Source organism: Luteibacter sp., assembly GCF_035539195.1.
Taxonomy (GTDB): Bacteria; Pseudomonadota; Gammaproteobacteria; order Xanthomonadales; family Rhodanobacteraceae; genus Luteibacter.
The window spans coordinates 1-12,552 of the sequence record NZ_DATLIW010000038.1; the positions used below are offsets into that span (position 1 = coordinate 1).

Below are 12,552 nucleotides of genomic sequence, written 5' to 3' on the forward strand. Positions count from 1 at the left end.
GGAGGCCGTGGCGAACTGGCCGCTCGCTAGCGCATCGTCACTGCCGTCGTTGAGACCATTCGCCTTGAAGTAGCGGGTGGCGCCACCTACCGATGAGTCGAGCTGGCCCTTGTTGACCGCATCGGTCGCTTCCGTGCCGGCAGCCACGTTCGCGATCTGGCGTTCATGCCCGGCGGTACCGACTGACACCGTGTTGTCGCGATCGGCTTGCGAGTCGGCGCCCAGGGCCACGGCGTTTTCACCCAGCGCCCAGGCATTCGCACCGAGGGCGGTGGCGTTATTGCCCAAGGCCCAACTGTTCGTGCCGACCGCGACGGCATTCGCACTCTCCAGACCGAACAGGCCAAAGCCCGTTTCGGCGAAGTTGCCGATCGCCACGCTGCCTTCGCCCGATGCGCTGGCGCCGGCACCGACCGCCGTGGACCCCGCGCTGTAAGCTGTCGAGCCAAAGCCGCTGGCGACGGACTGATCGCCCGCCGCCGTGGCCTGCGAACCGCTGGCCGTGGCGTAATCGCCGAGCGCATTCGCCACCGCACCTACGGCGGTCGACTGCGCGCCGCTTGCGTACGCTCCGACACCTAACGACGACGAGGCAAAACCACTCGCCTGCGCGCTTGCACCGATCGCCGTGCCACCGACGCCCGCGCTGGTCGCGCCCGTATCGACCGGCACGCCGCCGTTGGTGATCAACGGATTGCCAGCGGCATCGACGGCCACACCACCGACGGCGACGGCACCCGGACCGTTCGCCTGCGCACCGGCGCCATACGCGGCGCTGTTCTGGCCCGTGGCCACACTGCCGTAACCGGTCGCCGTGGATTGCCGACCCGTCGCTACCGCGCCGCTGCCGGAAGCACTGGCGCCCTGAGCGCCTGCGAAAGCACCGGATCCGGATGCCGTGGCGCCGTCGCCGGTAGCCAGCGCATCGTCGCTGCCGTCACCGTTGCCGTTGGCCTTGAAGTAGTGCGCGGCGTCACGGGTGTCTTCGGCGAGCTGATCGACCCGTGTCGATACGCTACCGACCGAGGACGAGACCTTGTCCAGCTGCCGTTTGTTGACCGCATCGGTCGACTGCGTGCCATCGGCGACGTTGACCAACTGGCGCTCTTCGTTAACCTTGCCTACCGATACCGTGTTGGCGCGATTGGCGACCGATCCGTCGCCGAGGGCGACCGCGTTCTTCGCCGTGGCGCTCGCGTCCGTCCCGAATGCGGAACTGGCCGAGCCACTGGCGAACGACGATTCGCCGACGGCGACGCTGTTCGTGCCGGTCGCGCGGGCATTCTGGCCCAGCGCCGTCGACCAGGCGCCTGACGACTGGGCATTCTGTCCCAGTGCGACGCTGTAGTTGCCGCTGCTGTTCGCTGCCGTGCCGACGGCCGTGCTGTAGTCGCCGGCCGCCTTGCTCGAGGTGCCGCAGGCGAAGGCATCGTCGCCCCTGGCGACCGGTGCCTTGCCCTGGATGCCGAACAGATAGCCGCCGCACACGTTGCCTGCCTGCGCGGGCGTGCTTGCCAGCGCCAGCATCGCGCCGGCAGCCAGTGGCAGCGCCGCCATCGCGGCGCGCAGACGTCGGGAGGCACCGCCCTTGCCGTTGGCTCTCGCCAGCTCCGACGCGACGACCAGGATGCCGAGCGATGTGTTCCAGACCTTGCTGTAGATGGTATTCACGTGAACCTTCCTCCCAGATGCCCGCTTGTTAGCGATCAATGCGCGGGCGCGCGACGCGCGGCCCATCGCCAGTCCGTCGCGACCGCGGCGGACGAGGTGTCCCGAAGACCGGTGGCGCGAAGCCGCCCAGCCGTCCAGACGTCGTGTCTGTTCCCCTGCCCGCAAAGCGGGCCCCACGAAGGTCGAGGCCCCGGCGAACCGGGGCCTCTTTCGGGTCATGCGTCAGAGCGTGTATGCACCGAGCACACTCACGCCGGAGTACGCCTTCTCGCCCTTCACGGTCAGCGTCCACACGCCGGCCGCGGGCTTGGTGGCCGTAAACGGCTCACTGTTACCCGGACGATTCGGCTGTGCCTTCACCACGCCCTTGGGGTCGGCCACCGAGATCGACACGTCACCCGAGCCACCGTAGGTGCGCAGGGTGAGCGTCTTCGCGTTGGCCGGTACCGTGAGCTGGTACGCCGTGGTGGCACCGGCCGCACCCTTCTGGTTGTTCAGCGCGGTGTTGTTGGCCAGCACGATCGCCGGCGGAGCCGCCGGCGGACCGAAGGCGTCGTACTGCTTCTGCGTCTCCGCGTCGGACAGGCACGCGTTGAGGCTCGATGCCTGTCCGGCGGTGACCAGGCCATCGCTGGCGAGCTGCGTCGCATAGGCATGGATGCCACTGCGGTAGTCGCCCACGCTGGCTGCGGCGCCAGCGATGATCTTCACGTTGGCGAGCACGTTGGCACCGACGATCACGCCACCCGGGACGAGCGTCGGAATGCCGGTATCGCAGGTGAGCAGCTTCTGCGTGCTGCGGTTGAGGCCCCAGCCGATGTCCTGGAACAACGCGGGCGTGAGGTCGACGTCGATCTGGCCGACGAGATCCTGGCTGATCGCGTATTCCATGATCGCGTTCGGCGTCAGGCGGGTGTCGTAGTGCGAGAACGACGAGCCCTGGGCGAGCACGGTCGGCGCGTACAGCTGGACGTTGCCCTGCGCATCCGCGCCGGCAAGGCCGGTGCCCTGGCCCACGGCTCCGGTGAGGCCGGCGAGGTTGGCTTTGAGCTTGTTGCCATCCACCTGGCTGATCGCGATCACGGGAATCGTGACCGGGGAAGCAGGCGTGCCTCCCGGCGTGATGGCGCCGGCCTGGTTGTTGGCGATCAAGACCGCCTTCGCGCCCGCCGCCTGCGCATTGAGCGATTTGACGGTGAAGTCGCAGGTGCCGCGATCGATGATCGCGATCTTCCCGGCGAGGGCCGAGCCATTGGTGATCGCCGCGCAACCATCCGCCGGCGCCGCCTGTACGGCGCTGCCACTGAAATTGGCGGCGGTCGCGGCGGGACCGAAGGCTGCCTGCGAGTACGAGTAGTCACCGGCGGCAGCCGCCGGAGCAGTCACCCGGAACACGCTCGGCACGCCGAGCGCGAGCGGTGCTTCCGCCTTGACCGTCGCACCGGTGAAGACCAGCTTGCCGTCGTCCAGCGCGGCGGTGACACGCTGCGGAAGCGTCAGGTCGTACCACTTCTTCATCTGCGTATCGTTGAACACGAAGGTGGAGTAGATATCCGGACGCGCCACGCCGTCGTCACCGACATATCCCGAGCCGGTCGTCAGGTTGTTGAAACCCGAGAAGCCGAGGCCATGGGCCATTTCGTGCAACACGACATTGAGGAAGTTGATCGATCCGGCAGGCGTCTTGCCGTCGAGACCGAAGTACCACTTCGATCCTTCTAGGCATCCGGGCGTACCCAGCGCACCGTTGAACTGGCTCTGGATGTCGTCCTCGCCCGGCGCGCCGTCTTCGTGAGTCAGCGCATCGAACAGTGCGGAGTGATACCAGGTGTTACGCACGGCGCCGGGCGGCAACGTGCTGGTATCGTCGAAGTAGAAGATGAAGTTGGTGCCGGACGAGCCGAGTACACCGGAGGTGGCATCGCATTCGAGCGGTTCGAAGGTCGCGCCGTTGGAAATGGTCACGTCACTCTGGAGCACCGCGCCCCAGATGTCGGCGGCGAACAGGTAGACGTTGAGTGCCTGCTTGCCGTAAGTCGTGCCGGGATTGCCACCGACCGGTACCGCAGGCGTCGGATCGTCGAGACCCTTGCCGGTGCCGACATCCTGGTTGACGATCTTGATCTCGGCGGCGTTGACGCTGACGGTGCCGAACAGGCCGGCGGCGACAAGCGCGGTGAAGAGAAGGCCGCGGCGGATCATCGTGTCACCTCCGGTGCGATCGGTGCGGCCTGCACGCCGTGGTCGTCGTGATGCACGCTGATCGTGCCGTCCGGCGCACGTTCGGCGACGACGCTGCTCATGAGCTCCTGCGGTACACGTACGGCTTTGGCCCGTACGCCGTTGGCAAGGTTGACGGTGCGGAAGGTCGACCTCGCTTCGGTCGCCGTGCGCGGTTGCCCGCTAAGCAGGGACGCCTTCGTCGAGCGGATCTGGAAAGCCTTCGACAGGGCGGCGCGTTGCTCGGCGGTCGGCTCGCGCAAACGGCCCGTGGCGGGATCGATGGCGACCTGCACGCCCTGGACCATGACGGTCTGCGGCGCAGCCGCCGGCGCGTTGGTTTGCGGGGTTTCCGCGGCGTGAACCGCTCCCGCGACGGTGAAGACGCCCGTCAGCACGAGGCCGATGGCCTGTGCCAGTGTTCGTGAATTCATTACGCATACCTCCCTAGTGCGGCGCCGGGACCCCTCCCTGCACGCCAGCCGACGAAGGCCCCCTCGCCGGCTCAAACACCTAAAGGATTCGACGTTCCCCTCAACGCAAAATCCGAAGACGACTTATGGCGCGGTACAACCCGGATTCGGCGGGTCGACGAGCGTCCCGGCGGCGGTGCGGTTTACCATCTGCATGTCCCCTTGCCCGTGGTACTGCTGGTGGGCGACCGCTTGCCGGCCGCCGTCCTCGCGACGCCATCTGGGGCGTCCCCTGCTATCGGTTTCGAGATCCATCTGCGTGCTCCTCGGTGTCGTCTTCTTGACGTCCGTCTTTGGAACCTAACAGCAGGAAAATACGAACGTCAATATTTTGACGAGAACTTTCTTGAGGCCGGCACGACCTTCGCCGAAAACCCCGTCGACGTTCGTTTTGGCCAGCCTTACATGTTTCAATTCATAGTCTTGCGTGTCGATAACGCTTGACCATCACGTTCAAACCCTTGTCTGAAAGCGAAAGAAATCATGGACTTGATCGATATCGGAGCCAACCTTACCCACGAAACTTTTCGTCAAGATATTGACGACGTGCTGGCTCGCGCCACTGCGCACGGCGTGGGTCGGATGATCGTCACGGGGGCTTCGCGCGACGGAAGCGAGCACGCGTTCGCCCTCGCGCGGGCCAGTGGCGGTCGTCTCTTTTCCACCGCGGGCGTGCACCCTCACCACGCCGTGGACTACGACGATGCGACCGATGCCGTGCTCAGGCAGCTCGCCAGGGAACCGGAGGTGCGCGCGATCGGCGAAACCGGGCTCGACTACAACCGAAACTATTCACCGCGCGACGTGCAGCGCGCCGCCTTCGAACGGCAACTGGAGATGGCGGCCGAGGTGGGGAAACCGGTGTTCCTGCACCAGCGCGACGCGCACCACGATTTCCTGGCCATCCTCAAACGCTATCGCGACCGTGTACCCGCGGCCGTGGTGCATTGCTTCACGGATACCGAAGAGGCCTTGCGTGACTACCTCGACCTCGACTGTCACATCGGCATCACTGGCTGGATATGCGACGAGCGCCGCGGCGCCCACCTGCGCGAGATGGTGAAGATCATTCCCGCCGACCGGCTCATGCTCGAGACGGATGCGCCGTACCTGTTGCCGCGAACGATCCGGCCGATGCCCAAGGACCGTCGCAACGAGCCGATGTACCTTGCGCACATTCGTGACGAGGTCGCGCGCGATCGTGGCGAGACGAAGGACGCGCTGACGGCGTCCAGCGTGCGTACGACGGAGGCCTTCTTCGGTCTTTGAGGCGAGCACCCTTCGCCGCTGAAGCGGCTCCCACAGAGAGCATCGCCGACGAATCGGCCGCCACCGAGCGACGCACACATGACCCGTGTGGGAGCCGCCCCTGCGTTGTGGGAGCCGCGCCCGTGTTGTGGGAGCCGCTTCAGCGGCGATGCTCTCAGCCCGAATGCAGACCCGTCAGCGACGCCTCGGCCAGATCGATCTCGCGCAACAGCGTACGCAACGTATCGTCGTTGATGTCGTGACTTCGCCGAAGGTTGTACAGCTCCCTCCTTTCGGCACGTAGCGCGGCCAGACGCATGACGCGCTCCGTGCCCGCCTCGGCGCGCGCCTTCTCCGGAACATCGCCTTCGTCGCCTGCGGCTTCAAGACGTTGCTGGTAGTCGGCCATGACTCGCGACGCAACGCGCGACGCCAGGGCGATGGCGTTGACATCGCCACTCTCGTCCACACGCTGCTGTTCGTCGGCGATACCGCGCAATGCAGCCTCGGCGGAAAGCCCGCGAGCCTTGCGTTCCTCGCGTACGCGGGGATCCTCGCCAGGAATCTTCAGGCCCTTCACGGCAAGCGGCAAGCCGATCGCACCGATGACAAGGGTGCAGAGAATCACCCCGCTGGCGAGCAGGATCATCAGGTGGCGCACGGGAAACGGAACACCCTCGCTCTTCATCAGCGGTAGCGAAAGCACGCCAGCCATGGTGATGGCGCCACGCACACCGGCGAGCGCCGAGGTCCACACCATGCGCGTGCCCACCTTGGGCCGCTTCTCGCCGCGATGCAGGGCCCGCATCAGGACGAAGCGGAGCGACACCCATACCCAGATGAAGCGCAGGACCACCAGCACCACGGTAATCGCGAGGACATAGGCGACCAGGTACCAGAGTTCGCCACCGCCCGCCTGCGCGAGATCGCCTTTCGCGCCGTCGACGATGCCGGGAAGCTGAAGGCCGAGCAGGAGGAAGATCAGGCCGTTGAAGGTGAACTCCACCATCGACCAGACCGCACCGTTCTGCATACGGGTGGCCACGTAGCCGCCCTTGAGGACATCGGTGTAGTTCATGGTCATGCCCGCGGCCACGGCAGCCAGGATGCCCGAGACGCCGAAGTGCTCGGCAAGCAGGTAAGCCGCGAAGGGGAGCAGCAGGAGCAGTGCGACCTGGCTGGCCGGATCCACCTCGCCACTCCAACGCACCAGGCGTCGACGGAAGATGCCGAACGTATAGCTCACCAGTGCGCCTGCGAAGACGCCGCCGAGAGCCATCACCAGGAAGTCCATGGAAGCGTTGCCCAACGAGAACCTGCCGGTAATCTCGGCCGCCACGGCAAACTGCAGGGCGACCAGGCCTGATGCATCGTTGAACAATGCCTCGCCCGACAGTATGTGCATCAGCCGCGAGGGAATCGGCGTCTCCCCGGTGATCGACGTCACCGCGACGGCGTCGGTTGGCGAGAGCACGGCGGCCAGAGCGAACGCCACCGCCAGGGGCACCGTCGGAATCATCCAGTGGACGAAGTAGCCGACACCCAGGATCGTGAAGAAGACCAGCCCCACCGCCAGGGCGAGGATGGGACCGCGCAGGAGGAACAACTCGCGCTTGGGGATCCGCCAGCCGTCGGCGAAGAGCAGCGGAGGAATGAACAGCAGGAAGAAAAGTTCGTGGTCGAACTCCACATCCATCCCGAACGGGCGGGCCAGGAGCGCACCTAACCCAATCTGCAGAAGCGGCAGGGGAAGGCGAACGGGAAGGATACGAACGATGGCGCCGGACAGCGCAACGACGAGGAGGAGGACGAGGATCGTGATGACTAGAGCCATCTACCGACGTTAAACGGGGCACCCAAAGCAGGCAAGACGCCCGGCACTTGCACCGCACTAAATTGCGAATCGCCTCGGAATTACTTGCTTAGGACTTATTCCTATTGTTCGTTGGTGCACCAGTACTTTACGTTGTTTTCACGCGCCGTTTCGGCGCTGTCGTCAGCTCGCCTCAGGGGACATGATGAGCGGGTGCGACTTTCGCCATGGACGACGTCTTGCACGACTTTTTGGGGAGCAAAGACATGCACCACCACGCCATCGCGCGCACCCCTTTCGATTGACGACGTGACGCCGCCCGCCCGGTAAGAGGCGTTCGGCCGAGCGAAATTTTCCAGTTGGTTCTCCGCCCGCCGGCCTTTCCGGCGGAACGTCCGCGTGCCGCGCGGATGCGGATGGCCTCACCCCGTTTATTCGTCACGCGTTATTTCAGGAGGGACGTTCCATGCAGTACGCAATCCGTTCAGCCGCGCCGGCGCGCCGCAAGCTCGCGCTTGCCGTCGCCTTCGCCGTATCCATCGGTGGTGCCGGTTCGGCGCTGGCGCAGAGCAACGCCACGGGTGCCATTTTCGGCTCCGCCACGCCCGGTGACGTTGTCCATATCGAGAACACGGACAACGGTCTTCGCCGCGACATCACCGTCGACTCCGGCGGCCGTTACCGCGCCAACTCGCTGCCCATCGGCACCTACACCGTCACGCTGATGCACAACGGTACGGCCGTCGATTCGCACAAGGGCGTCCAGACCCAGATCAGCCAGGGTACCGACGTTTCCTTCGCCGCTGCCGCCGCCGGCGCCAGCGATGCGACCAACCTCGGCAGCGTCCAGGTCACCGCCAACACCCTGCCCAGCATCGACGTCAGCTCGGTCGACTCGCGCACGGTGCTGACCGCCGACCAACTGTCCAAGCTGCCCATCGCCCGCACCTCGATCAGCTCGATCGCCCTGCTCGCCCCGGGTACCACGCCGGCAGTGCGTGGCTACGGCAACGCGTTGTCCTTCGGTGGTTCCTCGGCGTCCGAGAACGCTTATTACATCAACGGCTTCCAGGCCACGAACCCGCTGACCGGCGTGAGCTCGCGCCAGCTGCCGTACGACGCGATCGACCAGGAGCAGGTGCTGATCGGTGGCTACGGCGCCGAGTACGGTCGTTCCACCGGCGGCGTGATCAACGTCGTTTCCAAGCGCGGCACCAACGAGTGGAAGGGCGATATCCAGGTGTTCTGGTCGCCGGACAGCCTGAACCAGCAGCCGCGCGACATCGATCTGCGCAACGGCACCAAGTTCCAGCACGGCAATCCTTACACCCTGCGCAACAACGAGAACCTGCAGTACTCCGGCTCCGTCGGCGGCGCACTGATCAAGGACAAGCTGTTCATCTTCGCCGCGGCGGACTGGATCAAGAACACCGGCGACTACACCGGCCCCAGCAGCGTGAGCGACAACGAACACGACGTCGACAAGACCAAGCGCTGGCTGACCAAGATCGACTGGAACATCACCGACAACAACATCCTCGAATTCACCGGCATCGGCGACACCGAGACGACCGACCAGTCCATCGGTGCGTACAACTACGTTACCGGTCCCGGTGCTTATCTGGGCCACGTCTATACGAAGAACTACAACGGCACACAGACCAACGCGACGCCGGGTGGCCAGACCTATATCGGCCATTACACGGGCTACATCACCGACGACCTGACGGTCAACGCGATGTACGGCCGTGCGCATTCCGACCACGCGCAGAACATCACGTCGGCGACCGGCCAGAGCTGCCCGTCCATCACCGATAGCCGCGTCGAGTTCGCTGCCAATCCGCAGACAGGTTGCACGGTGGGCGCGACGTCCTTCCTGCTGCCCGGGTCGAAGGACAGCAGCAAGGGTTGGAGCGCCAACATCGAATATCGCCTGGGTGACCATGACCTGCGCGCCGGTGTCGATAATTATGTCCTGCGCGCCACCTGGGGCTCACAGCCTGTCGGCGGTACCGGCTACATCTACAGTGACGTGGGCAACGGCAAGGCAATCACTGACCGCCTGAAGAACCTCGGCCTCGATCCGGCCCTTTACAACCCGGCTGACTTCCCGAACGGCTACTTCGTCGAATCCACCGCCCTGGGCACGGGCACGTCGGCCCGCACCAACCAGCGTTCGCAGTTCATCGAAGACAACTGGCAGATCACGGACCGCTGGCATGGTTACATCGGCCTGCGTAACGAACAGTTCACCAACTACAACGGTAGCGGCGAAGCCTATGCCAACGCCCGCCATCAGCTCGATCCGCGCCTGGGCGCATCGTGGGACGTCTATGGCGACAGCTCGCTGAAGATCTACGCCAACGCAGGTCGCTACCACCTCGGTCTCCCCACCTCGGTGGCCGTCCGTGGCGCCGGCCCGTCGACCTATCCGTCGCAGTACTTCGGCTTCACCGGCATCGACCCGGTCACGGGCGTGCCTACCGGCCTGGTGTCGGGTCCCGCCTCGGCAACCTTCTACAACAACGGCGCCAATGGCGTTCCGCCGGATGCGAAGACCGTTTCGGCCCAGGGCTTGCACTCCTACTATCAGGATGAGTACATCCTCGGCTTCGATAAGCAGCTCGACAACAACTGGGTCGTCGGTGCGAAGGCGATGTACCGTCGCTTGCGTAGCCTGATCGACGATACCTGCGACTCGGCACCGCTGCAAACCTGGGGCGACGAGCATGGCCTGAGCGACGAAGTGGCCGCAGGCATCGGCCGCAGCACCGGTTGCTGGCTGTACAACCCGGGTCGTGCCAACACGTTCACCGTGTCGCCGGCCGACGGCCAGTACATCAGCATTCCGCTCACCGCGAAAGACATAGGCGAGCCGAAGGCCAAACGCGCTTATTACATGCTCGACCTGTACGCCGAACACCAGTTCAGCGACAAGTGGTACGCGAAGATCGACTACACCTACTCGCGCAGCTACGGCAATTCCGAAGGCCAGCTCGACTCGAACATCGTGCAGGCTGACGTGTCGACCACCGAGAGCTGGGACTTCCCGGCCATCATGGACAACACCAACGGCAACCTGCCGAACGACCAGAAGCACCAGTTGCGCATCTACGGTACGTATGCGCCGTCGGACGAATGGGCGTTCTCGACGGTCACGCGCATTGCTTCGGGCTACCCCGTCAGCTGCCTGGGTGTCCGTCCGGATTCCTACGGTGGTGACCCGTACGGCTACAAGAACAACTATTTCTACTGCAACGGCCAACCCTCCCCGCGTGGTTCGCGTGGCCGCACACCGTGGACGTACAGTCTTGACCTCAGCGCCGCCTGGAAGCCGGCTTTCGCCGACCACAAGCTCACGCTGTCGGCCGACGTGTTCAATGCTTTGGGCAAGCAGCGCGTGACTCAGTACTACGAAACGGGTGAGACGGCGTCCGGCCTGCCCAATCCGCAGTATCTGCGCGCACGTTCGTTCCAGGATCCGCGCACCGTCCGCCTGGGAGCCCGCTACGACTTCACGCTGTAACGAAAGCGCTTAGCTCTGACGCATAACAACAACAGCAAGCATTTCCCCGGATATTGGCCGCTCCAGAAGGAGCGGCCTTTTTTTTGCTTTGATGTAGGAGCCGCTTCAGCGGCGATCCCGCGGCAGCGGGCAAGCTTGTCGCAAGAACCCATTCGGCGATGAATCGACTCCTACGGGATTGCGGTGCGCCGTTGTGTTCCGAGATAGGGGGCGCAGACAAAAATCGCCACGCCGGCGAGCATCACTGCCGCGCCGGTCCAGACACCGGTCGCGAAATGCTCGTCGAAAGCCAGATACGACGTCACGATGCCCGACACCGGCACGATCAGCGACAGCGGCGCGACGCTCGCTGCCGGGTACTTCTTCATCAGGTTGTTCCAGACCATGTAGCCGAACACGGTCGTGACGTATGCCTGGAACAGCACCGAGCCCGCCGCCGCCCAGGACACACCATGCGATAGCGCGATGAAGGGTGCCGCGCCTTCGTTCACGTACGTCAGCACAAACAGCACGGGCGCCGAGAAGACGCTCGACCACGCGACGAAGGCCATCATGTCCTGTGGTTTGTGCCGCTTCACGATCAGATTGCAAATGCTCCAGCTGATGGCTGCGAGCAACACCAGCACAACACCCAGCGCGGTCGATGTGCCCGTCCCACAGTACAGCCTACGATTCAGAGTCGTCTTCGAAGCGCAGGTGTTTCACGCTGCGCCCGTGACGACGGACCAGCTTCAACGCCTCGATGCCCACCTTGATATGGCGATCGACATAGTTCGCGGTCACGACGGCATCGCTGCTTTCGGTCTTCACGCCTTCGGGAATCATCGGCTGGTCGGAGACCAGCAACAGGGCACCGCAGGGGATGTGGTTGGCGAAGCCGGCGGCGAAGATCGTCGCGGTCTCCATGTCGATGGCCATGCTGCGCGTACGACGCAGGTAGTCCTTGAAGGCTTCGTCGTGCTCCCAGACCCGGCGGTTGGTCGTATAGACGGTACCCGTCCAATAGTCATGGCCGAGGTCGCGAATCATCGTCGACACCGCGCGCTGGAGCTGGAATGCCGGAAGGGCCGGCACCTCGGGAAGCAGGTAGTCGTTCGAGGTGCCCTCGCCACGGATCGCGGCGATCGGCAGGATCAGGTCGCCGATGGCGTTCTTCCGCTTCAGGCCACCGCACTTGCCGAGGAAAAGGACGGCCTCCGGCGCGATGACGCTGAGCAGATCCATGACGGTCGCGGCATTGGGGCTGCCCATGCCGAAGTTGATCAGGGTGATGCCATCGGCCGTGGCGTTGGGCATGGGCCGGTCGCGGCCACGCACCTCCACGCCATGGTCGAGCGCGAAGCGCTCGACGTAATGGCCGAAGTTGGTCAGCAGGATGTGCTGGCCGAAGGCCTCCAGGGGGGTGCCCGTGTAGCGGGGCAGCCAGTTGGAGACGATCTCGTTCTTGGTTTTCATGGGGAATCCGGTTGCGCAGGCACCGGCGGAGGCGGAAGCCTGCCTTCACGGACCGACGGCGCGGTTACCGGCGACGCCACGCCGGCGGAGTGCCAAATTCATTCGCGCAAGTGTAGCATCCGGCCCAAGCGGGGCGAGGCGGAACG

General features: G+C 64.8%; 8 protein-coding genes. 2 read left to right on the forward strand and 6 right to left on the reverse strand.

Annotation, left to right across the window (positions count from 1 at the left end; all coding sequences use genetic code 11):
* The 3 genes from VM621_RS15565 to VM621_RS15575 all read right to left on the reverse strand — a co-directional run.
* Nucleotides 1-1,671 (reverse strand): YadA family autotransporter adhesin (locus tag VM621_RS15565; protein WP_325469880.1); only part of this gene is annotated, 1,671 nt, incomplete at its 3' end.
* A 222-nt stretch (nucleotides 1,672-1,893) separates the two neighbouring features.
* Nucleotides 1,894-3,873 (reverse strand): PA domain-containing protein, encoded by a 1,980-nt coding sequence (locus VM621_RS15570; protein ID WP_325469881.1) that lies wholly within the window; start codon nucleotides 3,871-3,873, stop codon nucleotides 1,894-1,896.
* A complete protein-coding gene (locus VM621_RS15575) occupies nucleotides 3,870-4,325 on the reverse strand; it encodes a post-PEP-CTERM-1 domain-containing protein (RefSeq protein ID WP_325469882.1) in 456 nt (151 codons plus the stop codon). Before VM621_RS15575 ends, VM621_RS15570 begins: the two co-directional genes overlap by 4 nt.
* Nucleotides 4,326-4,847: 522 nt before the next feature.
* Between VM621_RS15575 and VM621_RS15580 the strand changes: the two genes are divergently transcribed.
* Nucleotides 4,848-5,633, forward strand: coding sequence for a TatD family hydrolase (locus tag VM621_RS15580; protein ID WP_325469883.1), 786 nt, complete (start codon nucleotides 4,848-4,850; stop codon nucleotides 5,631-5,633).
* Between the two features lie 154 nt (nucleotides 5,634-5,787).
* Here VM621_RS15580 and VM621_RS15585 read toward each other — a convergent pair whose 3' ends face one another.
* Nucleotides 5,788-7,446: a Na+/H+ antiporter gene (locus VM621_RS15585; RefSeq protein WP_325469884.1), complete on the reverse strand. Its 1,659-nt coding sequence runs from the start codon at nucleotides 7,444-7,446 to the stop codon at nucleotides 5,788-5,790.
* A gap of 445 nt (nucleotides 7,447-7,891) precedes the next feature.
* Between VM621_RS15585 and VM621_RS15590 the strand changes: the two genes are divergently transcribed.
* Nucleotides 7,892-10,951 (forward strand): TonB-dependent receptor, encoded by a 3,060-nt coding sequence (locus tag VM621_RS15590; RefSeq protein WP_325469885.1) that lies wholly within the window; start codon nucleotides 7,892-7,894, stop codon nucleotides 10,949-10,951.
* Between the two features lie 170 nt (nucleotides 10,952-11,121).
* Here the strand turns inward: VM621_RS15590 and VM621_RS15595 are convergent, their stop codons facing one another.
* The gene (locus VM621_RS15595; protein WP_325469886.1) at nucleotides 11,122-11,577 is read right to left on the reverse strand and encodes a DMT family transporter; all 456 of its coding nucleotides are present in this window, start codon (nucleotides 11,575-11,577) and stop codon (nucleotides 11,122-11,124) included.
* A gap of 40 nt (nucleotides 11,578-11,617) precedes the next feature.
* The gene (locus tag VM621_RS15600) at nucleotides 11,618-12,406 is read right to left on the reverse strand and encodes an AMP nucleosidase (RefSeq protein WP_325469887.1); all 789 of its coding nucleotides are present in this window, start codon (nucleotides 12,404-12,406) and stop codon (nucleotides 11,618-11,620) included.
* Nucleotides 12,407-12,552 lie beyond the last annotated feature (146 nt).

Coding starts and splice junctions, on each gene's coding strand:
- VM621_RS15570 (WP_325469881.1), bottom strand. CDS start 3,873: ATGATCCGCCGCGGCCTTCTCTTCACCGCGCTTGTCGCCGCCGGCCTG.
- VM621_RS15575 (WP_325469882.1), bottom strand. CDS start 4,325: ATGAATTCACGAACACTGGCACAGGCCATCGGCCTCGTGCTGACGGGC.
- VM621_RS15580 (WP_325469883.1), top strand. CDS start 4,848: ATGGACTTGATCGATATCGGAGCCAACCTTACCCACGAAACTTTTCGT.
- VM621_RS15585 (WP_325469884.1), bottom strand. CDS start 7,446: ATGGCTCTAGTCATCACGATCCTCGTCCTCCTCCTCGTCGTTGCGCTG.
- VM621_RS15590 (WP_325469885.1), top strand. CDS start 7,892: ATGCAGTACGCAATCCGTTCAGCCGCGCCGGCGCGCCGCAAGCTCGCG.
- VM621_RS15600 (WP_325469887.1), bottom strand. CDS start 12,406: ATGAAAACCAAGAACGAGATCGTCTCCAACTGGCTGCCCCGCTACACG.